We start from the raw sequence: 22,096 nt of genomic DNA on the forward strand, positions 1-22,096 counted from the left end.
AGCCTTCAACCTCTGGTTCCAAGTTGGAGGGGTGGCCGTTGACGCCGCCCCTCCGGATCGCGGCCGATCAGTCGCGGGGTTTCGGAGCGGGCGGCGGGGGAACCGGCATGGCCGCGAGCTTGTCCAGGAGCTGAACGGCGATGTCGGCGCAGGCCCGCATGGACTCGTCGGCGGCGCATTTCACGTCGAGGGCGGTGTCGCCTCGCTCCAGGCGGAACTGCGCGGCCTTGGGCGGCGGCGGAGGCGCGTCCGGGCCGCCACGTGGTCCGCGCGGTCCGGCCTGGGGGCCGCCCGGCGGCGGGGGCGGCGAGGGCGCGCCGGCCTCCGGTCCGGGCCTCGGGCCGCCGGGCGGCGGCGGTGCGGGCTGGGCCACGGCGGCGGACGTCACGAGTATCGCGGCCGCGCTCAACAGGGCGATGGTCTTGGTCATGGGAGGCTCTCTCGATGAGGGTGCCCGGCCCCTTCGGGCAACGGGCAACCGGGGGTTAAGAACGCGAAGCCAGTCGGCGGGTTCAGAACACGCGCGTCTCGCGCACCCGTCCGTCGAAGCCGACATGGAGCTGGCGCTCGCGGCCGTCGGCGCCCCGTGCCGCCACGTCGAGGTGGCGCGGTCCCTGACCCAGGACACGGATGTCGGAATATCCAGCGGCTTCCACGAGGGCCGTCAGGGTCGGCACGTCGGCCTTGGGGCCGAGGCCGACCTTATCCTTCGCCCAGTCGAGGGTGCCGGGGGGCGGACCGCCGGCGGGGCCGACCACCACCCGGCTGCCATCGGCGCGGGTGATGACCATGGCGTGGAGGAAGCCGTTCTCGAACCGGCCCTGGACGGTCACGGCCTCGCCGGCCTTCACCAGGGTTCCGCCCTCGCCGGCCCGGCCCGTCTCCACCAGGGCCTTGCCGGAACCGTCCTGCACGATGAACTTGTTGCCGTAGATTTCGGCGACCTCGCCCTTGGCGGCGATGGCGGCCGACGGCTTCAGGGCCGAGATCGCCACGGGGGCGACGGGAGTCAGCGTCGCGGCGTTGTTCTGAGCCAGCGACAGGCCGACGGCGCCGAAGGCGAGGGGGGCGGCGATGGCGCCCGCCATCCAGGCGCGGCGGTTCGAGCGCTTCGTGGGCTTCGGGGTGAGGTCGGTGGCGGTGCCGTCGATGGTGTTCGATGTGGTCACGGTGTCGGGTCCTTCGTCTGCGTTGCCCTCTCGGGTTGACGCCGTTCTAGGGGGCCGCCTCCAATCCGATCTGAACCGGGCGGTTCAGCCCCGGTTTATCCGCCGGGCGTAGCTCGCCCCTTCACTCAGCCCAGGACCCCCGCCCGCATGAAAATCCTGCTCGTGGAGGACGACGCGCCCCTCGCCGCCGAGATCGCCAAGGCGTTGCGTGCGGAGAACTTCGCCCTCGATCACGCCGTGAACGGCGAGGACGGCCAGCATCTCGGCGAGACCGAGACCTACGATGCCGTGGTGCTCGACCTCGGCCTGCCCAAGCGCGACGGGATCGCGGTGCTGCAGGCGTGGCGGGCGGAGGGCCGGACGGTGCCGGTGCTCATCCTCACGGCCCGCGACGGCTGGAGCGACAAGGTGGCGGGGTTCAAGGCGGGGGCGGACGACTTCCTGGTGAAGCCGTTCCGGGTCGAGGAACTCGTGATCCGTCTGCGCGCCCTGGTGCGGCGCGCCACCGCCCACGGGGCGAACCGCGTGGTCTGCGGTCCCCTCACGTACGATTCCGGGCTCGGCACCTTCGAGCGCGACGGCCTGCCCTTGAAGCTGACGGGTCTCGAATGGCGCGTGCTGTCCTGCCTCATCCTGCGCAAGGACGGGGTGGTGCCCAGGGGCCAGCTCATCGAGCGGGTCTATGATGGAGACGCCGACGTCGATTCGAACTCCGTCGAGGTCATCATCACGCGCCTGCGCCGCAAGATCGCCCCGGCCCGCATCGAGGGCGTGCGCGGCCACGGCTACCGGCTGATGCCGGGCGAGGCGGCATGAGAGCGCCCAGTCCGGAGGCCCATCGCGAAAAGCCCGAGCGCCCTGCCCCACCGGAACACCGGCCTCCGCAGCCCGTGGTTCCGAAGACCGAGACTCCGAAATCTGACTCACCGAAGCCCGGGCGGCCGCCGGGGCCGCTCCATCCGGGGTCGCTGCAGCGCCGGCTCCTCGCCGCCGCCCTCGTGCTCATCACCGCAGCCTTGGTGGTGGCGGGCGTCGCCATCGGCCTCGTCCTGCACCGCTTCGTCCGGGGGCAGCTCGACAGCCGCCTCGACAGCCAGCTCGTCGCCCTTGGCGCAGGCCTCGAACGCGGTCCAGGCGGAGCCTTGCGCCTGTCGCGCGACTTCGACGGTCCCCCCTTCGACCGTGACCGGGCCGGCTGGTACTGGCAGGTCCGCCGGGGCGGACAGGTCCTGCGCTCGGGAAGCCTCGACGGCCGCGACCTCGCCGCGCAGGCGAGCCCCGAGGGGCCGCGCGGTTCGGATCAACCGCGCCCGGCCGACGGAACCGGCCCCTGGGGCGAGAGCCTGATCCTCCGCGTCCTCGTCCTGCCGGCTGAGGGGCCAGGGCCGCCCACCGTCCTCGTCGCCTCGGCGCCGGCCGCCGCCCTGCGCGGCCCCCTGCGCGAGGCCGGCGGCGCCCTGGCGCTCATCCTCGGCATCCTCGGCGTGAGCCTCGTGGCCGGCACCCTGGCCCAGGTGCGCCTCGGCCTAAGGCCCCTGGAGCGCCTGCGCCGGGACCTCGCGGCGGTGCGGGCCGGGGAGCGGGACCGCGTGCCGGGCAAGCAGCCGGCGGAAATCCGGCCCTTGGTCGAGGAGGTCAATGCCCTCCTCGACCAGAACGCGGCCAATCTCGAGCGCGCCCGCACCCATGTGGCCAACCTCGCCCACGGCTTGAAGACGCCCCTCGCCACCCTGACCCTCGCCCTGTCCGACCGGACCCGCGACCCGGACGGCGTGCTCGCCAACCTCGTCGCCTCCATGGACCGGCAGGTGCGTCATCATCTCCGCCGCGCCCGCGCGGGGGCGCTGGGGGGCGCCACCCGGACCCGCACGCCGCTCGCCGAACCCGTCGCGGATCTCCGCACCACCTTCGCGCGGCTGTATTCGGAGAAGGGCCTCGTCCTCGACGTCAGCCTGCCGGCGGGGGCGGCCGTGGCCTGCGACGGCCAGGACCTCGACGAGATGCTCGGCAACCTCATCGACAATGCCTGTCAGTGGTGCCGGGGCTATGTCCGCATCAGCGCCGCAGCGTCGGAAGCCGGCCTCGTCGTCGCCGTGGAGGATGACGGGCCGGGCCTCGCCCCGGAGGCCGCCGCCGAGGCGGTCCGGCCCGGTCGACGCCTCGACGAGACCGTACCGGGGAACGGGTTCGGGTTGTCGATCACCCAGGAACTGGCCGAACTCTACGGCGGCGGCCTCCACCTCGACCGCTCGGGCCTCGGCGGCCTGCGCGCCGCCCTCACGCTCCCGGTCTGAAACGGGATTCCGAAGGGCAAGCCCTTCGGCGGGGGTCGGGCGGAGCCCGACGAAGAGCCAGAGCCAGCCCTGGACCCGCGGAGGGCAAGCCCTTCGAGACCCGCTTTTCAGGCGAAGTGTTTCGAGAGCTTCAGGCCCTGGGCCTGATAATTGGAGCCCGCGCCCGCGCCGTAGAGGGTGGCCGGGATTTCGGCCATGCGCTCGTAGACGAGGCGGCCGACGATCTGGCCGTCTTCCAAGAGGAACGGCACGTCGCGGGAGCGCACTTCCAAGACGGCGCGAGCCCCTGCCCCGCCGGCCCCGGCGAAGCCGAAGCCCGGATCGAAGAAGCCGGCGTAATGCACCCGGAACTCGCCGACGAGGGGATCGAACGGCACCATCTCGGCGGCGTGGTCCGGCGGCACCTGCACGGCTTCCTTGGAGGCGAGGATGTAGAACTGCCCCGGATCGAGGATGAGCGCGCCCGACCCGTCGGCGGCGAGCGGCTCCCAGAACGCGGCGGTGCGATGCGCGCCCGGCCGGTCGACATCGACGAGGCCGGTGTGGCGCTTGGCCCGGTAGCCGATGAGGCCGTCGAAGCCGGCGAGATCGATGGAGACGGCGATGCCGCCCTGGAACGACGGCTGGCCCGCATCGACGAGGGGCGTCGCCGCGTGCAGGGCCGCGAGTTCCGCGTCCGTCAGGCGCGGCTCGCCCCGGCGGAAGCGGATCTGCGACAGGCGCGAGCCCGTGCGCACCATCACCGGGAAGGTGCGCGGCGAGATCTCGGCGTAGAGCGGGCCGTGATAGCCGGCCTCGACCCCATCGAAGGCCGTGCCTCGGTCCGTGATGACGCGGGTGAACACGTCGATCCGTCCCGTCGAACTCTTCGGGTTGGCGCTGGCCGCGAGGTCGGCCGGCAGGGCAAGGTGTTCCTGCAATTCGGCGATGTAGACGCAGCCCGTCTCCAGCACGGCGCCGCGCGTCAGGTCCATCTCGTGGAGCGCGAAGGCGTCGATGCAGGCCTGCACCGTGCGGGCGCCGGGCAGGAAGCTCGTACGCACCCTGAACACCCGGGCGCCGAGGCGCAGATCCAGGCTCGCCGGCTGGATCTGGTCGGGGGCGTAAGGCGTATCGGGCCGGATCGCCCCGGCCCGGGTCAGGGCCGCGATGCCTTGGGCGGCCAGAATTCCCGTGTTCTGCATGGCGTCCGGTCTCCTCGGGGCTTGGCCGCGCGCGACCGGGCGCCTCGTTCGCGAAGCATCGGCGGCATCCGCATCAGTGTCGGGCGAACGGCCTAAGGTGGGGTTAAGTGTCCCTCACAAAACTCCCGCTGCACCGTCGTCTGCAGGACGAGAACCGTCCAGGGGCGGGAGTCGTGTGAGAGCCGCTAAGCCTCCGGCTCCCGTGGGGTCGCGAGGACGATCCGCGCGAGGGCGAGGCGGGCCAGCGCCCCCATGGCGATGAGCCCCGCCATGGCACTCGCCAGCACCGGAAAGCCCGCCGGCCACGCGGCGAGCCCGAGGCCGAACAGCACGGCGCCGACGCCCGCCCCCGGTCCGACGGCGAGCACCACCGACGGCATCCCGACCATGCGGGGGGCCGGCCCGATGCGGCGCGCGACCCGGCGTCCGACGAGGCGCGCGGCCGCGTCGAGGAAAAGGGCAGCGAGGAGGGCGGCGGCCGCCCAGCCGTTCACCTCGGGCGCGCGCCACGCGAAGGCGCCCGCGAGTCCGGCCATGATCAGGCCGGCGAGCGGTCCCAGGAGCCGGCCCGGCCTCGGCAGGATGCTGGAAAAACGCGAGACGGTCTCGTCGACCACGCGGATGGTCCTCATGTGTGCACGGGTCTCCCCGTATTCGCCACGATTGACGCGGTTTTCGCCGGGCCGTACCACGGCGCCCTGAGCTTGTCGCGCGCCCCGCTGGAAAGCTGCGCGCCGCGCTCGGGCGGATCACGGAGGCGTGGAAGGCGATGTACAAGGCTCAGACGCGCGGGATCAGCGTGACGGTCATGCCCCGTTTCGTCGAGGAGGAATCCTCGCCCGACGAGAGCCGTTATTTCTTCGCCTACACCGTGGAGATCGTGAACAACGGCTCCGAGCAGGTGCAGCTGCGCTCGCGCCACTGGCGCATCGTCGACGGGCGCGGGGCGACGCAGGAGGTGCGCGGCGCCGGCGTCGTCGGCAAGCAGCCGGTGCTCGATCCCGGCGAGTCGTTCAGCTACACCAGCGGCTGCCCCCTCACGACGCCTGACGGCGTCATGGCCGGCAGCTACACCATGGCGACGAATGCCGGTGAGAGCTTCGAGGCCGAGATCCCCGCCTTCTCCCTCGATTCGCCCCACGTCCGCCGCAGCGTCCATTAAGGCGATGCCCGGCGACGTTCCGAGCCAGGCTGTCCTCGACCTCCTGGCGCAGCTGGTCGCGTTCGACACCGAGAGTTCGAAATCGAACCTCGCCCTCGTCGACTTCGTCTCTGGATACCTCGACGGGCTTGGTGTGCCCTTCGTGCGGATTCCCAATGCCCAGGGCGACAAAGCCGCCCTGTTCGCCACGATCGGTCCGAGGATCGACGGCGGCGTCGTCCTGTCGGGCCACACCGACGTGGTGCCGGTGACGGGGCAGGCCTGGAGCACGGACCCGTTCACCCTGAGGGTGGCGGATGGGCGCGCCTACGGGCGCGGCGCCGTCGACATGAAGGGCTTCTGCGCTCTGGCCCTGGCGGCGGTGCCGGACTTCCTCGCCGCCCCCCTCGTGCGGCCGATCCACATCCTCCTGTCCTACGACGAGGAGACCACCTGCCTCGGCGTCGCCGACACCATCGCGCGGTTCGGCGCCGACCTGCCGCGTCCGGGCGCCGTCATCGTGGGCGAACCTACGGATCTCGAGGTGGCGGACGCCCACAAGAGCATCGTCACCTACCTCACCACGGTGCACGGCCACGAGGCGCATTCGGCCAAACCGATGCTTGGCGCCAATGCCGTGATGGCGGCGGCCGATCTCGTGTCGGAACTCAACCGCATCGCAGACCTCATGATCGCGCGGGGCGATGCATCCGGCCGGTTCGATCCGCCCTCCACCACCGTCCATGTCGGCACCATGTCGGGCGGCACGGCCCGCAACATCCTGCCGAAGCTCTGTGCCTTCCACTGGGAGTTCCGGGGTCTGCCCGACCTCGACATGGGGGAAATCCCCGCCCTCTTCCAGGCGAAGGTGCAGCGCGTGCTCGCCGAACGGCTCAACCGCTACGGGGACTACGGGCGCATCGAGACCCTGGAGGAGGTCGCGGTTCCGGGCCTCGCGCCGGAGCCCGGCTCGGCGGCCGAGCGCCTCGCCCTGCGGGTGGCGGGGCGCAACCACACGGTCTCGGTGCCCTATGCCACGGAGGCCGGACGCTTCCAGGTCGCCGGCATCCCCACGGTGGTGTGCGGGCCCGGTTCCATCGACCAGGCACACCAGCCCGACGAGTTCATCACCCTGGCGGCCCTGGCCGCCGGCGAAGCCTTCATGCGTCGCCTGATTTCCGAGTGTGTCGTCCCGTGAGTCCCGTCACCACCCGTACCATCGCGGCCGACGGCCCGGTGAAGCTTCGCCCCCTCGAGCGCGAAGACCTGATGTTCGTGCATCAGCTCAACAACAACGACAGCATCATGCGCTACTGGTTCGAGGAGGCCTACGAATCCTTCGCCGAACTGGCGCAGCTCTACGAGCGCAACATCCACAACCAGACGGAGCGGCGCTTCATCATCGCCACGGCGGAGGGGGCGCCCGCCGGCCTCGTCGAGCTCGTGGAGATCAACCACCTCCACCGGCGCTGCGAATTCCAGATCGCGATCCATCCGGCCTTCCAGGGCCAGGGCTACGCGCCGCGCGCCACCCGCATCGCCATGGACTACGCCTTCAGCGTGCTCAACATTCACAAGCTCTACCTGCACGTGGACAAGGACAACGCCCGGGCCGTGCGGATCTACGAGCGCTGCGGCTTCGTTCCGGAGGGCATCCTCAAGGACGAGTTCTTCGTCAACGGCAAGTACCGCGACGCCGTGCGGATGTGCCTGTTCCAGCCGGCCTACCTCGCCCGGCGCGGCAGCGGCGAGATTGCCGAGCCGGTTCTGAAGGCCTGAGGGCCGTCCCTTACGAAAGACCGACCGGCATGATCGTCATCGCGCTCACCTACGTCAAAAGCACCGAGGAGGCCGACCGCCACATGGAGGCGCACATGGCCTGGGTGAAGCGGGGCTATGCCGAGCACGGCTTCCTCGCCTCTGGCCGCAAGGTGCCGCGAACCGGCGGGGTGATTTTCGCGCGCGGGCCCCGCGAAGCCATCGAGGCCTATGTCGAGGCCGACCCGTTCCGCGTGCACGGCATCGCCGACTTCACGATCACCGAGATCGACGTGACCACGGCGGTCGCGGGGCTGGACGCCCTGAAGGGCTGATCCGCCCTCAACCGACGGCGGCCTGCGCCTCGACTTCCGCCGGGTCGAGGTCGTAGCGCCGCGAACAGAACTCGCAGGTGATGCCGATGCGGCCGTCGTCCGCGATCATGTCGCGGCGTTCCTGAGGGGAGAACGAGACGATCATCGCCATGACGCGCTCGGGCGAGCATCGGCACTGTTCGCGCACCCCTTGTGCCTCGAACACCCGCACGCCGCGTTCGTGGAACAAGCGGTAGAGCAGGGTCTCGGACGACACCGCCGGATCGACGAGTTCGTGGTCCTCAATGGTGGAGACGAGGCTGCGGGCCTCGACCCAGGCATCGTCCTCGCCGCCCCCCTGCGCATCGAGGAGGGCGTGCCCCTCGGGGATATCGCCGGGCGGCAGGTCGGCCAGACGCGCCCGGTCGATGGATTGGGGCAGGAACTGCACGAGGAGGCCGCCCGCACGGTAGGTCGTGGTCCCGCCCGCGAACTCCTCCGCGACGGCGAGGCGGACTTGCGTCGGGATCTGCTCCGATTGGCGGAAATACTGGTGGGCCGCCTCTTCCAGGCTCTGGCCTTCGAGGGCGACGACGCCCTGGTAGCGGCTGCTCTGCGGCCCCTGGTCGATGGTCATGGCGAGGTACCCCTGCCCCATCAGGTCCGGGTTCTTCACCGGCGCGGCGCCCAAAGCCTCGACCCGTCCGGCATCGAACCGCGCCGTGGCCCGCACCCGGTCGGGCGCCTCGAAATCGACCACGATCATCTCGACGGGACCGTCGGTCTTGGTCTGGAGCTGGAACCGACCCTCGAACTTCAGGGACGAGCCGAGGAGCACCGTGAGCGCCGCCGCTTCACCCAGCAGCCGCGCCACCGGGTCGGGATAGCCGTGGCGGCGCAGGATGGTGTCGACGGACGGGCCGAGGCGCACCACCCGGCCGCGCACGTCGAGGGCTTCCACCGCGAAGGGCAGCACCACATCGTCGGCGCCCTCAATGACGGGGGCTTGCGCTGCGGGTCTGGCGGAATGTTCGGATTCGGCGGTCACTGGCATCTCCTTCGGACGCGAAGGGCTGCGCACGGGAGTGTCGCCCGGCACGGCCGCGTCCGGCTCAGCCCCTCATATAGGATGCGAGTCCGGGCCGCGCGACGGGGGCCGCGTGTCGCGTCCCCGCCGACGGATACGCCCGTTCCTACAGGCCGGGCGCGTGCAGGCACCAGGCCAGGATGCCCTTCTGGGCATGCAGGCGGTTCTCGGCCTCGTCGAAGATCACCGATTGCGGACCGTCGATCACCTCGGCCGTGACCTCCTCGCCGCGATGGGCCGGCAGGCAGTGCATGAACAGGGCGTCCTTGGCCGCCGCCGCCATGAGCTTGGCATTCACCTGATAGGGCGAGAGCAGGTTGTGACGGTGGGTGTCGTCCTCGTCGCCCATCGACACCCAGCAATCCGTCACCACGGCGTCGGCGCCGGCCACGGCTTCGAACGGGTCGGTGGTGACGTTGATCGTGGCGCCCTGCGCCCGCGCCCAGTCGAGGAGCGGCTGCGGCGTCGAGAGCTCCGGCGGCGCGGCGACGTTGAGGGTGAAGTCGAACCGCGCGGCGGCGTGGGCCCAGCTCGCCAGGACGTTGTTGGCGTCGCCCGACCACGCGATGGTACGGCCCTTGATCGGGCCGCGGTGCTCCTCGAACGTCAGGACGTCCGCCATGATCTGGCAGGGATGCGACACCTTGGTGAGGGCGTTGATCACCGGCACGGTGGCGTGCTCGGCGAGTTCGAGCATGAGGTCGTGGTCGAGGATCCGGATCATGATCGCGTCGACGTAGCGGGACAGCACGCGGGCGGTGTCGCCAACGGTCTCGCCCCGGCCGAGCTGCATCTCGCTGCCCGTCAGCATGAGGGTCTCGCCGCCGAGTTCGCGCATGCCGACGTCGAACGACACCCGGGTGCGGGTGGAGGGCCGGTCGAACACCATCGCGAGGGTCTTGCCCACGAGGGGCCGCTCGGTCGCCACCTCGCCCTTGCGCCGGCGCGCCTTGATGGCAGCGGCGGCATCCAGCACCGTGCGCAGTTCCTGGGGCGAGAAATCCTTGAGGTCGAGGAAGTGGCGCGGGCCGGGTCCGGTCCCGTTGAGGGTGGTGGTCATGGGTCCGTTCTTCGTCTGACGGTTCGTCGTGGAGCCGGCCATCACGCCGCCGCTCCCTGTCTCTTCGGGGCGAGCTTCTCGGCTTCGAGGCGGGTCGCCGTCGCATCGAGGCGTGCCACGGCCTCCGCCACATCCACATCGGTGACGATGAGGGGCGGCAACAGGCGCACGACGTTGTCGCCCGCCGGGATCACCAGGAGGTGCCCGTCCCGCGCTGCGGCGACGAATTCGGTGTTCGGCACGGCGAGCTTCAGACCGAGCATGAGGCCCTCGCCGCGAACCTCCGTGATCACGTCGGGATGGCTGTCCCGCAGGGCGGCGAGGCTCTGCTTCAGGCGTAGGCCGAGCGCCTCGACTCGAGCGAGGAAGCCGTTGCCCAGCACCACGTCGAGCACGGCGTTGCCCACCGCCATGGCCAGGGGATTGCCGCCGAAGGTGGTGCCGTGGGTGCCGGCCGTCATGCCGCGCGCGGCCTCGGTCGTGGCAAGGCAGACGCCCAGGGGAAAGCCGCCGCCGATGCCCTTGGCCGCGCTCATGATGTCGGGCGTCACCCCCGACCATTCGTGGGCGAACAGACGGCCCGTGCGCCCGACGCCGGTCTGGACCTCGTCCATGATGAGGAGCAGGCCATGCTGGTCGCACAGGGCGCGCAGGCGGCGCAGGTCGGTGTGCGGGATCACCCGCAGGCCGCCTTCGCCCTGGATCGGCTCGATCATCAGGGCGGCGGTCTCAGGGCCGATGGCGACCTCGAGGGCGTCGAAATCCCCCGTCGGCACCTGATCGAACCCGTCCACCTTCGGGCCGAAGCCGTCGATGTACTTGGCCTGGCCCCCCGCCGCGATGGTGGCGAGGGTCCGCCCATGGAAGGCGCCCTCGAAGGTGATGATCCGGAACCGCTCGGGGTGTCCGCCTGCCGCATGGTACTTGCGCGCCATCTTGATGGCGGCCTCGTTGGCCTCGGCGCCGGAATTGGCGAAGAACGCCACGTCCGCGAAGGTCGCGTCCACGAGGCGCCGGCCCAGCCGTTCGCCCTCCGGAATCTCGAACAGGTTCGAGGTGTGCCAGAGCTTCTGGGCCTGGGTGGTCAGCGCCTCCACGAGGTGTGGGTGGGCGTGGCCCAGGGCATTCACCGCGATGCCGGCCCCGAAATCGAGGTATCGCTCGCCGTCGCGCGTCACGAGCCAGGCACCCTCGCCGCGCTCGAAGGCAATGGGGGCGCGGGCATAGGTCGGCAGAAGGGCGGATGTCACGATCCCGACTCCGTGTCGCGTGGCGGCGCGCGAGGGCAGCCGCACCAAATGAAAGTGCCGCCTCGACAAGGGGGCGGCACGCGCGCGATTACTAGAGAAAACGTCAATTCTGTCAATCATGGGCGGGGTTCACGCAGCCGACACGAGACTCCGCTACGCTTCTCGGGCACGAGGCCCGACGTGGCTTGCGTGCCGCGTGCGGACATGGTCAGAGCCGCCACGGAACAACCGACGGGGAGATGCGACCGGATGAGCACGGCCAAGGAACGTCTGGAGGCCCTCGGCCTCACCCTGCCGAAAGCGGCGGCCCCCGTGGCGAACTACGTTCCGTTCGTCCGCACCGGCAACCTCGTGGTGATTTCGGGCCAGATCTGCTTCTCGGCCGACGGCAAGCTCGATCCCGCCCATGTGGGCAAGCTCGGCGCCGAGGTGTCGGTGGAGAGCGGCATCGCCGCCGCGCGCCTGTGCGCCATCAATGTCCTGGCTCAGGTCCAGGCGGCGGTGGGCGACCTCGACCACGGCGTGGTGCAATGCGTACGGCTGGGCGGCTTCATCAACGCCGTGCCGAGCTTCGCCGGCCTCGCCGGCATCATGAACGGCGCCTCCGACTTCATGGTGGCGGTGCTGGGCGACCGGGGACGGCACGCCCGCTCCACCGTCGGCGTCGCCGAACTGCCCCTCGACGCCGCCGTCGAGGTGGAGGCGATTTTCGAGGTCAAATGAGCGTCAACGCCCCGGCCTGGCTTAACGCGCGGCCCATCGCCCATCGCGGCCTGCACGACCGGGCGGCCGGGGTGCCGGAGAACACGATCGTGGCCGCGCAAGCTGCGGTCGCGGGGGGCTATGCCATCGAGTGCGACGTGCAGCGCAGCGCCGATGGCGAGGCGATGGTGTTCCACGATCCCGCCCTCGGTCGCCTGACCGAGGCGTCGGACCCGGTGGAGGCCCTCTCGGCCGCCGCCCTGACGGATCTTCCCGTCGCGGGCTCGGCCGAGCGTATCCCGACCCTGCCGGCCTTCCTCGGGGCCATCGCGGGACGCACACCCCTCGTGATCGAGGTGAAGTCGCGCTACGATGGCGACCTGCGCCTCGTCCAGCGCGTGGCCGACCTCGCGCGAACCTATGACGGCCCCGTGGCGGTGAAATCCTTCGACCCGCAACTCGTCGCCGCCTTGCGGACCCTTGCGCCGGACGTCCCGCGCGGCATCGTGGCGGAGACCCGGCAGAACGATCCGGCCTATGCCGCCCTGCCCCCGAGCCTGCGCCGCTCCCTCTCGGACCTGCTGCATTTCGCCGAGACCGAGCCGGATTTCCTGTCCTGGCGCGTCGACGACCTACCCTGCGCCCCGGTCCATCTCTGCCGTCTCCTGGGCGGGCGTCCGGTGATGACCTGGACCGTGCGCACACCCGATCAGCGCCGCCACGCCGAGGCACATGCCGATCAGATGGTGTTCGAGGGATTTCGCCCGTAGCGATCCGACCCCTGCGACGGTGCGCGGCCCCGGCCCACCCTTGGCCCCTCCGCCGCCGGGGACTAGATTCGCCATCCATGGACACGCCCGACGCTGCCCCCGACGCCCCGGCCGAGACTGGGACCGACGAGACCGTGACCGAATTGCGGGTGCGCGCGGTCCAGGGCCTCGGCCAGATCGCGGCGGCGGAGTGGGATGCCTGCGCCACCTCGTCCGAGACCCTGTCGGCCGGGGACGAGACCCACAACCCCTTCACCTCCCACGCCTTCCTGTCGGCCCTGGAGGATTCGGGCTGCGTCTCCCGCCACACGGGCTGGCTGCCGCTCCATGTTGCCGTCGAGCGGGAAGGCCGCCTCGTTGGCGTCGCGCCCTGCTATCTGAAATCCCACAGCCAGGGCGAGTACGTGTTCGATCACGGCTGGGCCGATGCCTATGAGCGGGCGGGGGGCGCCTATTATCCGAAGCTCCAGGTCAGCGTGCCGTTCACGCCCGTCACGGGCGCGCGGTTCCTCATCGCGCCGGGGCAGGACGTCAACGAGGCGGCCTCCGCCCTCGTCGCGGGCCTGCGTGCCCTGCGTGCCGAGACGAAGGCCTCCTCGATCCACGTCACCTTCATGCAGGAGCGCGAATGGGGGCAGGCCGGCGAGCTCGGCTTCCTCCAGCGCATCGACCAGCAGTTCCACTGGGACAATGCCGACTATGCCAGCTTCGAGGACTTTCTGGGGGCCCTGGCCTCGCGCAAACGCAAGGTGATCCGTCGCGAGCGCCGGGACGCACTCGCCAACGGCATCACCATCGAGCATGTCACCGGCGACGCCCTGAAGCCCGAGCACTGGGACGCCTTCTACTCGTTCTATTCCGACACCGGCGCACGCAAATGGGGGCGGCCCTACCTCAATCGCAAATTCTTCGATCTCGTCGGTGCCCGGATGCCGGAGCGGGTGCTCCTCGTCCTCGCCCGGCGCGAGGGCCGGATCATCGCCGGTGCCATCAACTTCATCGGCGACGTCGCCCTCTACGGCCGCAACTGGGGCTGCATCGAGGACCATCCCTTCCTGCATTTCGAGGTCTGCTATTATCAGGCCATCGACTATGCCATCGCCCACGGCCTGAAGCGGGTCGAGGCCGGGGCGCAGGGCGAGCACAAGCTCGCCCGGGGCTACCGGCCGGTGCTCATGCACTCGGCCCACGACATCGCCGATCCGGCCCTACGCCGTGCCGTGGCCGACTACCTCAAGCGCGAGCGCGCCCACGTCATCGAGGCCGCCGACGCCCTCGATACCCTGACGCCGTTCCGGCGCGGGGAGATCGACGTCGTGCCCGACGAGCCGGTCTGATCGCCGGGACAAGACCGAAGGCTTTCGATGACCGACCTGTACAGCCTGGCTCCGCGCGCGGCCGACGGCACGCCCCATCCCCTCGCCCAGCATCGCGGCGACGTGCTCCTCATCGTCAACACCGCGTCGCAATGCGGCTTCACCGGTCAGTATGCCGGGCTCGAGGATCTGTGGCGGCGCTACCGTGCGGCCGGGCTCGTGGTGCTCGGGTTTCCCTGCAACCAGTTCGGTGCCCAGGAGCCGGGGGACGCCGCCGAGATCGCCCGGTTCTGTCATCTCACCTATGACGTGACCTTCCCGGTGCTCGCCAAGGTCGCGGTCAACGGGCCACGGGCCGATCCGGTCTTCGATCATCTCAAGCGGCAGAAGCCCGGCTTCCTCGGCCTCACCGGCATCAAGTGGAACTTCACGAAGTTCCTCGTCGGACGCGACGGGCGAGTGATCGCCCGCTACGCCCCGAAGACGAAGCCCGCCGACCTCGACGCGGCCATCGCGATGGCGCTCGCCGAGCCGGCGCCCTGAGTGTTTCTCACAAAACGCCCGTGGCGCCGTCGGTCACGGAGCGAGAACCGTCCGGCATCGGGAGTTTCGTGAGGCCCTCTAAGCCTCGGCGGCGACGGGTTTGGCGCCCGCTGCTTCCGCGCCTTGCTCCTTGGCCTGGATCTCGATGAACACCCGCGTCACGTCGGGGCTGCGCGCCTTGAGCTTGGCTTCGAGGCGGCCGACCATGGCCTCGATGGCGCCCGCCTTCAGGTTGTCGTCCATGTCGAGGCTGACGTTCACGAGGATGTCGGACGGACCCATGTGCTGGGTGAGCACCGCGTTGACGTGGTGGACGCCCGGCTCCGTTCGCACCACCTCCCGGATGGCGGCGACGACGGCCGGGTCCGCCGCTTCGCCGATGAGCAGGCCGTGGGTCTCGATCATCAGGAAGATCGCCATGCCGATGAGGATCGCCCCGATGGCGATGGAGGCCCAGCCGTCGAGGTCGGGCATGTCGAGCACATGCGCCAGGATCACGCCCGACAGCGCCACCACGAGGCCCATCAGGGCGGCGACATCCTCGACGAGGACGGTGAACAGGGCCGGGTCCTTGCTGCGGCGGATGGCGGTGATCGGCGGGCGGCTGCCCTTCTCGGCCCAGAACGATTTGAGGGCGACGGCACAGGAATAGCCTTCGGCGAGCACGGCGAAGCCCAGGATGCCGACATTCACCCACAGGCCAGGGATCGTATGGCCGAACACGTGCGCGTCGGAGACGGGCTCGGGATAGTGCAGCTTGTGGATGCCCTCGTAGATCGCGAAGGCGCCGCCGCCGAGAAAGATGAACAGCGCCACGATGAAGGCGTAGAAGTAGATCTCTCGGCCGTAGCCGAACGGGTGCAGGGCATCGGCCGGGCGTTTCGCCCGCTTGATCCCTACCAGCAGCAGAATCTGGTTGGCCGTGTCCACCACGGAGTGGACGCCCTCGGCCAGCATCGCCGAGGAGCCGGTGAAGAAGGCGCCGACGAACTTCGCGGCCGCGATGGCGAGGTTGGCGCCCGCGGCGGTGTAAATGGCGCTGGTGCTTTCGTGGGCCATGCGGGTCTCGTCCGGGAGCGTGCCGGAGAAGTCCGGGCATCGGGCACGGCAACGCACGGACCACGGCCACGGTTCAGCGGATTTCGGCGCCGGACGGACGCGGCGCGTCTTTGCATCCGGGCGTGGACGCGCAGCGCGACTTTCCATGGGATGGTAGACGCGCGGAGCGCGTCTCGGCATCGTGCGGCCCGACCATCCGACAGGAGCGTGACCGCGTGACCGCAGCCTATGACCCCCAGAACGTCTTCGCCAAGATCCTACGCGGCGAAATCCCGGCCCACCGGGTCTATGAGGACGATCACACCCTCGCGTTCATGGATGTCATGCCCCAGGGGGAGGGCCATACCCTGGTGATCCCCAAGGCACCGGCGCGGGGGCTCCTCGACGCCAGCCCTGAGTCCCTGGCGGCGGTGGCGGCCACGGTGCAGCGCGTCGCCCGCGCGGTGAAGGCGGCGTTTTCCGCCGACGGTCTGACGGTGTTCCAGTACAACGAACCGGCCGGCGGACAGACGGTGTTCCACCTTCATGTCCATATCCTGCCGCGCTTCGAAGGCATCCCGCTCGGGCGGCACAGCGGCGGCATGGCCGATTCGGGAATGCTCGCCGACCACGCGGCGCGGATCCGTGCCGTGTTGGACGTCGGCTAAGCCCGGCCCCGCCCTGCGTTCGTCGCCGGCCGCGGGGGGGGCGAAACCGGATCAGGCGGCGCTCGCGGCTCCCGCGCTCGGGGCGGTGGGGGTGGTCAGCAGCAGGCGGCGCAGGGCGGCGTTCTCGGCTTCGAGTTCGCTCACCCGGCGCACGAGGGCGACGAGGGATGCCGCATCGTCGACGGGCGCCGCGACGGGGGCCGGGGTGGCTTCCTCCTGGAAGGTGACCCCGATGCTGTCGAGGCGACGCCACGCCAGAGTCGAGCGGTAGGTCTTGTCCTTCTGCGGGATGTAGAGCTCGAACGCGTCGGGCAGGGTCGTGGTCTCGCTGAGCGAGAGCCGCGCGCCGGAGGGCGACATGTCCCGCACGAGGCAGTCCATGCTCGATGCGCCCTTGTTGAAGATGATCCGGCCCTTGAGGAACGTCCTCTGGCGAATTTCCCTGCGATGCTCCGACATGGGGCGCGATCTCCGTTCACCGCTCGCGAGCCGTGACCCTGTCACAGGGGCCTTAAGGAATGATCGCCGGATTGTGCGACGCGCCCTGCGGATGCAGGATCAATGGAAGCGGCTGTCCATCGTCTGGAAGAGGTAGAAGCCGTTGAAGCGTACGGCGGTCTCCGCCGCCCGGTCATCGAACTCCACGGGGATCGCGGCGGACTCGTCGAGCTTGCCGCCGAACGACCAATGTCCCCCGGCGAGGAAGTGCGGCACCGCGCGGCTCTCCGGCACGGCGCAGCACAGGCCCTCGACGGATCTGAGGCAGAAAACGTTGTAATTCTGCATCGGTCAATCTCCGAATCGCCCGCCCGACGAATGTCTTAGCCATACATTCGGACGGGACTGTGTCAGCGTGCGTTTCGACACCGACAGACCGTGCCGCGTGGGGCCTTCCGCCGGCCGGGCATCAGGTCCTCGGGACGGTCCGCTCCAGGTCGTTCAGCCAGGCCCGCGCGCTGCCGTCGGAGGGGGCGCGCCAGTCGCCCCGCGGCGAGAGGGCGCCGCCGGCCGAGACCTTCGGCCCGTTGGGCAGGGCCGAGCGCTTGAACTGGCTGAAGCCGAAGAACCGCTTCAGGAACAGGGCGAGCCAAGCGCGGATCTCCGGCAGGGCGTAGGCCCCGCGCTCGTCGACCGGGTAGTCCGGCGGCCAGGCCCCCGCCCCGGCATCGCCCCAGGCGTGGAGGGCCAGGAAGGCGATCTTCGCGGGGCGGAACCCGTAGCGCAGGATGTGGAACAGGTTGAAGTCCTGCAGGGCGTAGGGGCCGATGGCGTCCTGCGTGCTCTGAGGGCGCGTACCCGCCGCCACGGGCACGAGTTCGGGCGAGATCTCCGTGCCGAGGATCGCCTCCAGGGTGGCGTTCACGTCCGGCGTGAACTGCCCCGTGCCCACGACCCAGCGGATGAGGTGCTGGATCAGGGTTTTGGGCACGCCGGCATTGACGCCGTAATGGCTCATCTGGTCGCCGACGCCGTAGGTGCACCAGCCCAGCGCCAGCTCCGACAGGTCGCCGGTACCGATGACGAGGCCGCCCTGCTGGTTGGCGAGGCGGAACAGATAGTCCGTGCGCAGGCCCGCCTGCACGTTCTCGAAGGTGACGTCGTAGACCGCCTCGCCGCGTCCGAACGGATGCCCCATCTCGGCGAGCATCTTCGTCGCCGTGTCGCGGATGTCGATCTCCCGCGCCGTGGTGCCGAGCGCCGCCATGAGCGCATGGGCGTTGGCCTTGGTCTCGTCGGAGGTGGCGAAGCCCGGCAGGGTGTAGGCCAGGATGTTTTTTCGCGGCAGTCCGAGGCGGTCGAACGCCTTGGCGACGACGATGAGCGCGTGGGTGGAATCGAGGCCGCCCGAGACGCCGATGACGGCCTTGCTCGTTCCCGTCGCCTCCAGGCGCTGGGCGAGGCCGGCCACCTGGATGTTGTAGGCCTCGTAGCAATCCTGGGCGAGGCGCGCCGGATCGGCCGGCACGAACGGGAATCGCTCGACTCGCCGCCGGAGGCCGAGATCGCCACGGGGCGGATCGAGGCGAAAGCCGATCCGGCGCCAATCCGAGGCGCGGGCGCGGGCATTGTCGTCGAAGCTCCCGGCCTGGAGCCGCTCCTGGACGAGGCGATCGAGATCGATGTCCGCGATCGTCACGACCGGGTCCTGGGCGAAGCGCGGGCCCTCGGCGAGGCGTTCGCCGAGTTCGTCGACGCTGGTCTGGCCGTCCCAGGACAGGTCGGTGGTGGATTCGCCGTAGCCCGCCGCCGCATAGACGTAGGCGCAGAGGCCCCGCATGGAGGCGGCGCGTGACAGGAGCGCGCGGGACTCCGCCCGGCCGACGGTGATGGGGCTGCCCGAGAGGTTGGCGAGCACCGTGGCCCCGGCGAGCGCCAGATCCATGCCGGGGGGGGCGGGGACCCAGAGGTCCTCGCAGACCTCGAGGCCGAGGACGAAGCCGGGCAGGTCGTCGGCGGCGAATAGCAGATCGGTGCCGAACGGCACGGTGTCCTCCCCCACCCGGATCGTCTCGCCGACGATCCCGACGCCCGAGGCGAAGTGGCGCTTCTCGTAGAATTCCCGGTAGTTCGGGAGGTAGCTCTTCGGCACCACCCCGAGCACCCGGCCCCGGTGGAGGGCGAGGGCGCAATTGTAGAGTCGGTGCCGCCAGGGCAGGGGCGCGCCGATGACGAGCACCGGGCTCAGGTGCTCCGACCCCGCCCGCACGGTCTCTACGGCCGCCGCCACGGCGTCCAGCACCGTGCCCTGCAGCAGCAGGTCCTCGATGGCGTAACCGGAAAGGCCGAGTTCGGGAAACACAGCCAGGGCCGCGCCCTGCCGGTCGCAGTCCCGGGCGAGGGCGAGGGTCGCTTCGGCATTGGCCGCCGGGTCGCCCGGATGGCTACGCCCGGTGCAGGCCGCGACCCGGGCGAAGCCGTGGGTATAGAGCGAGCGGAAGGACTCGGGGGAAACGGGCTGGACCGGGGGCATGGACAAGGGGCGGGTGGCTCCGGGCGGCTGGAAGGCGCCGCTATCCTACCCCGCCGGGGTTCCCGCCTCCAGCATCGGGCGCCGCAAGCGTCTGTTAACGACGATGGTCCTAACTCAGGCGTGAACCGCGCCCCTCCCGGCGGCGGACCCGCTTCGAGTCAATTCGGCCAATCATGCGTGCATCGGGACGGCTTCCCTATTCCCATCGCGATCCCTCGCGTCCGGTCCGTGGCGGCGACCGCCTCGGCCTGTCCATCGGCGCCCTGGCGCATCGCCTCATGAACCTGCGGGCCACCCTCACCCGCCGCCTCGCCGGCCCGCCGCAGCGCCCGGACTACACCGTGGCCGCCACCCGGCCGGTGCCGAGCTGGATGACCAGCCCGCAGACCTTGGTCGGGCGCGAGCCCACCTACCGGATTCCACCCGCCGTGCAGGGCTGGCCCGACCACGTGTTCGACGACCGCGCCACCCTCGACATGATCCCGGCGCGGACCACGCCGGCGGCCCGCAGCGAGGACGGGTTCGCCGGGGGCGAAGCCGGTCCCCGCGTGCTGATCCGGACACCGCGCCGGCCCGCCGCCATCGTGCCGGAGGCCGACGAAGTTCCGCGCATCCAGGCCCGCGCCACCACCGCGCCGGCCCCCGCCGTCCGCTACACGCGCACGCCCGATCCGGTGCTGCAGGAGCGCCGTCAGCGCGCCCTCGACGCCGAGCGCGCCGTCCTGGCCGAGGCCGAGGCCCTTCGCGCCAAAGCCGAGGCGGAAGCCGAGGCCCTGCGGGCTCAGGCCGAGGCGGAGCGCGCCGCCGAGGCCGCCGCCCTCGCGGCCATCGAACGCGAAGCCATCGAGCAGGCGACCCGCGAGGCCGCCGCCGCCGCCGCCGAGCCCCTGTGGCGCCAGCCCTTCGTGGTGCCGGAAGGCGTGCGATTCTTCCGCAGCCCCCCTCGCCGCCAGCCCAGTCCCGTCGCCGAGACGCCGGTCCTCGAGCTGTCGGCCGTGGACGAGGCGGTCCCCGCCCCCGTCGTGACCGCGCCGGAGGAGCTCGCCGAGGTGGCGGTGATCGCCCAGCCTGAGGTGCTCGCGGCCGAACCCATCGTGGAGGATCGCGACTGGGAAGACGTGCCGGACTGGTCCGAGGTCCACGCCTGGTTCGACAACCGGGATTGCGCCGCCCTCGACGCCTGGTCGGAGATCCGGGCCGAGGCCGTTGAGGTCGAATCGGCCTCCGAGATCGTGCCGGTCGTCGAGGCCGTCGAGGTCGTCACCCTGCCCGCGGCCGACGGCGAGGCCGCGTTCATCCCGGACGTATCCATCTCGGTCATGGCCAGCCCGGACGTGGCCACCACCGACATGGCCGTCGTGGCCGCTCCCGTGGATGTCGCTCCGGCAGGGCTCGCGCTCCTGCCGCCCGCGCCGGTCTACGTCCTCGACCGCCTGCTTCAGTTCGATCGGACCGCGACCCCGGTCCCGGCCGATGGCCAGGACAACGCCGTGCGGGTGCCCGCCGCGCCGGCGGCCGCCGCACCGCGCGCGCCCATGCTCAGCGCCATGGCCGCCCGTGCGGCCATCCGCTCGGCCCGGATCCCCGTGGCCCCCTCCCCTGCCCCGGAGGCCATCCCCCTGGAGCCGCTCGTTGCCGTCGTGCCGTTCCTGCCCGAGGCAATGCCGCAGGCCCAGGGCGAGATCGCCGTCCAACCTGAGGCTCATTCGGAGGAGGTCTTCCAAGAGCCTTCCGTTCAGGAGCCCGCCTCCGAAGAAACCGCTCCCGCGGCCCCCGCCTTCCTCGAACCGGTGACTTTTGCCGCACCGGCTTTCGTCCCCACGGTGATTCCGACGCGGACGGTTCTCCTGCGCACGCCCAAGGGCGCGTCCATGCCCGAACCCGTCGTTCAAGAACCCGTCTCGGCGGAGCCGGAGGCCGAAGCCGTGGTGACGACGCAAGAGCAGCCTTCGTCCGAGGAGATCGCGTTGGCCGCCGTGGCGCCCGAGGCCGAACCCGTTGCCGTCCCCCACCAGGTCGCAGCTCCCCAAGCCACCCCCCTGGCCCCGGTCCTGAACATCCCGCGCGCCATTCTGCCCGAGCGCCCGACCCTCATCGCCGCCGGGCGTCACATCTCCATGTCCCTCGTCGAGAACGAGGATTACGAGCACCCCTCCCTCGAACTCCTGGCCGAACCCGATCCGACCGGCACCGAGGAGATCGATGCCGACGTCCTCGAGCAGAACGCCCTCAACCTCCAGCAGACCGTGCAGGATTTCGGCGTACGCGGTGACATCCTCGCCGTGCGGCCCGGTCCGGTGGTGACGCTCTACGAATTGGAGCCGGCCCCCGGGACAAAGTCGAGCCGCGTCATCTCCCTCTCGGACGACATCGCCCGATCCATGTCCGCCGTCTCGGCCCGCGTCGCCGTGGTGCCCGGCCGCAACGTCATCGGCATCGAGCTGCCCAACGACACCCGTGAGACCGTGTACCTGCGCGAACTCCTGGCGTCCGTCGATTTCAGCCTGAGCAAGCACAAGCTCGCCCTGTGTCTTGGCAAGAACATCGGCGGTGAGCCGATCATCGCCGATCTTGCCCGGATGCCGCACCTGCTGGTGGCCGGTACCACCGGCTCGGGCAAGTCGGTGGCCATCAACACCATGATCCTGTCGCTGCTCTACCGGCTGAAGCCGGAGGAGTGCCGCCTGATCATGGTCGATCCGAAGATGTTGGAACTCTCCGTCTACGACGGCATCCCGCATCTGCTCTCGCCCGTCGTCACCGATCCGAAGAAGGCGGTCATCGCCCTCAAATGGGCCGTGCGCGAGATGGAGGAGCGCTACAAGAAGATG

The 22,096-nt window shown here is 70.6% G+C and carries 23 protein-coding genes; 12 read left to right on the forward strand and 11 right to left on the reverse strand.

What is annotated here, in order from left to right; genetic code table 11:
- Positions 1 to 67: 67 nt before the first annotated feature.
- Together BM249_RS18615 and BM249_RS18620 are read right to left on the reverse strand one after the other, a co-directional pair.
- Positions 68 to 430 (reverse strand): hypothetical protein, encoded by a 363-nt coding sequence (locus BM249_RS18615; RefSeq protein ID WP_091974824.1) that lies wholly within the window; start codon positions 428 to 430, stop codon positions 68 to 70.
- Positions 431 to 512: 82 nt separating this feature from the next.
- Positions 513 to 1,169, reverse strand: coding sequence for a DNA-binding protein (locus BM249_RS18620; protein WP_091974826.1), 657 nt, complete (start codon positions 1,167 to 1,169; stop codon positions 513 to 515).
- 147 nt (positions 1,170 to 1,316) lie between these two features.
- Between BM249_RS18620 and BM249_RS18625 the strand changes: the two genes are divergently transcribed.
- Positions 1,317 to 1,985, forward strand: a complete 669-nt coding sequence (locus BM249_RS18625) for a response regulator (RefSeq protein ID WP_091974828.1) — start codon at positions 1,317 to 1,319, stop codon at positions 1,983 to 1,985.
- Complete coding sequence (locus tag BM249_RS18630; protein WP_091974830.1) at positions 1,982 to 3,463, forward strand: sensor histidine kinase; 1,482 nt, start codon at positions 1,982 to 1,984, stop codon at positions 3,461 to 3,463. Before BM249_RS18625 ends, BM249_RS18630 begins: the two co-directional genes overlap by 4 nt.
- 107 nt (positions 3,464 to 3,570) lie before the next feature.
- Here BM249_RS18630 and BM249_RS18635 read toward each other — a convergent pair whose 3' ends face one another.
- Together BM249_RS18635 and BM249_RS18640 are read right to left on the reverse strand one after the other, a co-directional pair.
- A complete protein-coding gene (locus tag BM249_RS18635) occupies positions 3,571 to 4,647 on the reverse strand; it encodes a 2'-deoxycytidine 5'-triphosphate deaminase (protein ID WP_091974832.1) in 1,077 nt (358 codons plus the stop codon).
- A gap of 185 nt (positions 4,648 to 4,832) precedes the next feature.
- Complete coding sequence (locus tag BM249_RS18640) at positions 4,833 to 5,279, reverse strand: hypothetical protein (protein ID WP_244528857.1); 447 nt, start codon at positions 5,277 to 5,279, stop codon at positions 4,833 to 4,835.
- A gap of 137 nt (positions 5,280 to 5,416) precedes the next feature.
- On the opposite strand from BM249_RS18640, the gene apaG reads away from it, so the two are divergent.
- The 4 genes from apaG to BM249_RS18660 are packed head-to-tail and all read left to right on the forward strand — an operon-like array spanning position 5,417 to position 7,881.
- Positions 5,417 to 5,809, forward strand: a complete 393-nt coding sequence (gene apaG / locus BM249_RS18645; protein WP_091974834.1) for a Co2+/Mg2+ efflux protein ApaG — start codon at positions 5,417 to 5,419, stop codon at positions 5,807 to 5,809.
- A 4-nt stretch (positions 5,810 to 5,813) separates the two neighbouring features.
- Complete coding sequence (argE, locus tag BM249_RS18650; protein ID WP_091974836.1) at positions 5,814 to 6,986, forward strand: acetylornithine deacetylase; 1,173 nt, start codon at positions 5,814 to 5,816, stop codon at positions 6,984 to 6,986.
- Positions 6,983 to 7,567 (forward strand): spermidine N1-acetyltransferase, encoded by a 585-nt coding sequence (speG, locus tag BM249_RS18655; RefSeq protein ID WP_091974838.1) that lies wholly within the window; start codon positions 6,983 to 6,985, stop codon positions 7,565 to 7,567. Before argE ends, speG begins: the two co-directional genes overlap by 4 nt.
- A 29-nt stretch (positions 7,568 to 7,596) precedes the next feature.
- Positions 7,597 to 7,881: a YciI family protein gene (locus BM249_RS18660; RefSeq protein ID WP_091974840.1), complete on the forward strand. Its 285-nt coding sequence runs from the start codon at positions 7,597 to 7,599 to the stop codon at positions 7,879 to 7,881.
- A 7-nt stretch (positions 7,882 to 7,888) separates the two neighbouring features.
- On the opposite strand, the gene BM249_RS18665 is transcribed toward BM249_RS18660, so the two are convergent.
- The 3 genes from BM249_RS18665 to BM249_RS18675 all read right to left on the reverse strand — a co-directional run bounded on the left by BM249_RS18665 (position 7,889) and on the right by BM249_RS18675 (position 11,257).
- Entirely contained in the window at positions 7,889 to 8,914 is a 1,026-nt protein-coding gene (locus BM249_RS18665; RefSeq protein WP_091974842.1) for an Hsp33 family molecular chaperone, read from the reverse strand.
- A 139-nt stretch (positions 8,915 to 9,053) separates the two neighbouring features.
- Complete coding sequence (argF, locus tag BM249_RS18670) at positions 9,054 to 10,007, reverse strand: ornithine carbamoyltransferase (RefSeq protein ID WP_091974861.1); 954 nt, start codon at positions 10,005 to 10,007, stop codon at positions 9,054 to 9,056.
- Positions 10,008 to 10,048: 41 nt separating this feature from the next.
- Positions 10,049 to 11,257, reverse strand: coding sequence for an aspartate aminotransferase family protein (locus tag BM249_RS18675; protein ID WP_091974863.1), 1,209 nt, complete (start codon positions 11,255 to 11,257; stop codon positions 10,049 to 10,051).
- A 249-nt stretch (positions 11,258 to 11,506) separates the two neighbouring features.
- Here BM249_RS18675 and BM249_RS18680 point away from each other — a divergent pair, with 249 nt between their 5' ends.
- The 4 genes from BM249_RS18680 (at position 11,507) to BM249_RS18695 (ending at position 14,588) form a co-directional block, all read left to right on the forward strand.
- The gene (locus tag BM249_RS18680; RefSeq protein ID WP_091974843.1) at positions 11,507 to 11,980 is read left to right on the forward strand and encodes a RidA family protein; all 474 of its coding nucleotides are present in this window, start codon (positions 11,507 to 11,509) and stop codon (positions 11,978 to 11,980) included.
- Positions 11,977 to 12,729, forward strand: a complete 753-nt coding sequence (locus BM249_RS18685) for a glycerophosphodiester phosphodiesterase family protein (RefSeq protein WP_091974845.1) — start codon at positions 11,977 to 11,979, stop codon at positions 12,727 to 12,729. Before BM249_RS18680 ends, BM249_RS18685 begins: the two co-directional genes overlap by 4 nt.
- A gap of 77 nt (positions 12,730 to 12,806) precedes the next feature.
- Positions 12,807 to 14,066 carry a GNAT family N-acetyltransferase gene (locus tag BM249_RS18690; protein ID WP_091974846.1) on the forward strand — a complete coding sequence of 420 codons (1,260 nt, stop codon included), beginning with the start codon at positions 12,807 to 12,809 and terminating at the stop codon, positions 14,064 to 14,066.
- Between the two features lie 27 nt (positions 14,067 to 14,093).
- Positions 14,094 to 14,588 (forward strand): glutathione peroxidase, encoded by a 495-nt coding sequence (locus BM249_RS18695; protein ID WP_091974848.1) that lies wholly within the window; start codon positions 14,094 to 14,096, stop codon positions 14,586 to 14,588.
- A 78-nt stretch (positions 14,589 to 14,666) separates the two neighbouring features.
- Here BM249_RS18695 and BM249_RS18700 read toward each other — a convergent pair whose 3' ends face one another.
- Entirely contained in the window at positions 14,667 to 15,647 is a 981-nt protein-coding gene (locus BM249_RS18700; RefSeq protein WP_091974850.1) for a cation diffusion facilitator family transporter, read from the reverse strand.
- Positions 15,648 to 15,862: 215 nt separating this feature from the next.
- Between BM249_RS18700 and BM249_RS18705 the strand changes: the two genes are divergently transcribed.
- Entirely contained in the window at positions 15,863 to 16,294 is a 432-nt protein-coding gene (locus BM249_RS18705) for an HIT family protein (protein ID WP_091974851.1), read from the forward strand.
- Between the two features lie 51 nt (positions 16,295 to 16,345).
- Here the strand turns inward: BM249_RS18705 and BM249_RS18710 are convergent, their stop codons facing one another.
- From BM249_RS18710 to BM249_RS18720, 3 genes are all read right to left on the reverse strand, one after another.
- The gene (locus BM249_RS18710) at positions 16,346 to 16,753 is read right to left on the reverse strand and encodes a PilZ domain-containing protein (protein WP_091974852.1); all 408 of its coding nucleotides are present in this window, start codon (positions 16,751 to 16,753) and stop codon (positions 16,346 to 16,348) included.
- A gap of 99 nt (positions 16,754 to 16,852) precedes the next feature.
- Positions 16,853 to 17,080: a hypothetical protein gene (locus tag BM249_RS18715; RefSeq protein WP_091974853.1), complete on the reverse strand. Its 228-nt coding sequence runs from the start codon at positions 17,078 to 17,080 to the stop codon at positions 16,853 to 16,855.
- Positions 17,081 to 17,201: 121 nt separating this feature from the next.
- Complete coding sequence (locus BM249_RS18720; RefSeq protein ID WP_177232460.1) at positions 17,202 to 19,265, reverse strand: NAD(+) synthase; 2,064 nt, start codon at positions 19,263 to 19,265, stop codon at positions 17,202 to 17,204.
- A 173-nt stretch (positions 19,266 to 19,438) separates the two neighbouring features.
- Here BM249_RS18720 and BM249_RS18725 point away from each other — a divergent pair.
- On the forward strand, positions 19,439 to 22,096 hold a 2,658-nt coding region (locus BM249_RS18725), incomplete at its 3' end, for a DNA translocase FtsK (RefSeq protein ID WP_091974855.1).

Source organism: Methylobacterium gossipiicola, from assembly GCF_900113485.1.
GTDB classification, from domain to species: Bacteria; Pseudomonadota; Alphaproteobacteria; order Rhizobiales; family Beijerinckiaceae; genus Methylobacterium; species Methylobacterium gossipiicola.

Excerpts from the sequence above, each read along its gene's own strand:
- BM249_RS18615 (WP_091974824.1), bottom strand. The coding sequence starts at position 430 with ATGACCAAGACCATCGCCCTGTTGAGCGCGGCCGCGATACTCGTGACG.
- BM249_RS18625 (WP_091974828.1), top strand. The coding sequence starts at position 1,317 with ATGAAAATCCTGCTCGTGGAGGACGACGCGCCCCTCGCCGCCGAGATC.
- BM249_RS18630 (WP_091974830.1), top strand. The coding sequence starts at position 1,982 with ATGAGAGCGCCCAGTCCGGAGGCCCATCGCGAAAAGCCCGAGCGCCCT.
- BM249_RS18635 (WP_091974832.1), bottom strand. The coding sequence starts at position 4,647 with ATGCAGAACACGGGAATTCTGGCCGCCCAAGGCATCGCGGCCCTGACC.
- BM249_RS18640 (WP_244528857.1), bottom strand. The coding sequence starts at position 5,279 with ATGAGGACCATCCGCGTGGTCGACGAGACCGTCTCGCGTTTTTCCAGC.
- apaG (WP_091974834.1), top strand. The coding sequence starts at position 5,417 with ATGTACAAGGCTCAGACGCGCGGGATCAGCGTGACGGTCATGCCCCGT.
- argE (WP_091974836.1), top strand. The coding sequence starts at position 5,814 with ATGCCCGGCGACGTTCCGAGCCAGGCTGTCCTCGACCTCCTGGCGCAG.
- BM249_RS18660 (WP_091974840.1), top strand. The coding sequence starts at position 7,597 with ATGATCGTCATCGCGCTCACCTACGTCAAAAGCACCGAGGAGGCCGAC.
- BM249_RS18665 (WP_091974842.1), bottom strand. The coding sequence starts at position 8,914 with ATGCCAGTGACCGCCGAATCCGAACATTCCGCCAGACCCGCAGCGCAA.
- argF (WP_091974861.1), bottom strand. The coding sequence starts at position 10,007 with ATGACCACCACCCTCAACGGGACCGGACCCGGCCCGCGCCACTTCCTC.
- BM249_RS18680 (WP_091974843.1), top strand. The coding sequence starts at position 11,507 with ATGAGCACGGCCAAGGAACGTCTGGAGGCCCTCGGCCTCACCCTGCCG.
- BM249_RS18685 (WP_091974845.1), top strand. The coding sequence starts at position 11,977 with ATGAGCGTCAACGCCCCGGCCTGGCTTAACGCGCGGCCCATCGCCCAT.
- BM249_RS18690 (WP_091974846.1), top strand. The coding sequence starts at position 12,807 with ATGGACACGCCCGACGCTGCCCCCGACGCCCCGGCCGAGACTGGGACC.
- BM249_RS18695 (WP_091974848.1), top strand. The coding sequence starts at position 14,094 with ATGACCGACCTGTACAGCCTGGCTCCGCGCGCGGCCGACGGCACGCCC.
- BM249_RS18700 (WP_091974850.1), bottom strand. The coding sequence starts at position 15,647 with ATGGCCCACGAAAGCACCAGCGCCATTTACACCGCCGCGGGCGCCAAC.
- BM249_RS18710 (WP_091974852.1), bottom strand. The coding sequence starts at position 16,753 with ATGTCGGAGCATCGCAGGGAAATTCGCCAGAGGACGTTCCTCAAGGGC.
- BM249_RS18715 (WP_091974853.1), bottom strand. The coding sequence starts at position 17,080 with ATGCAGAATTACAACGTTTTCTGCCTCAGATCCGTCGAGGGCCTGTGC.
- BM249_RS18720 (WP_177232460.1), bottom strand. The coding sequence starts at position 19,265 with ATGCCCCCGGTCCAGCCCGTTTCCCCCGAGTCCTTCCGCTCGCTCTAT.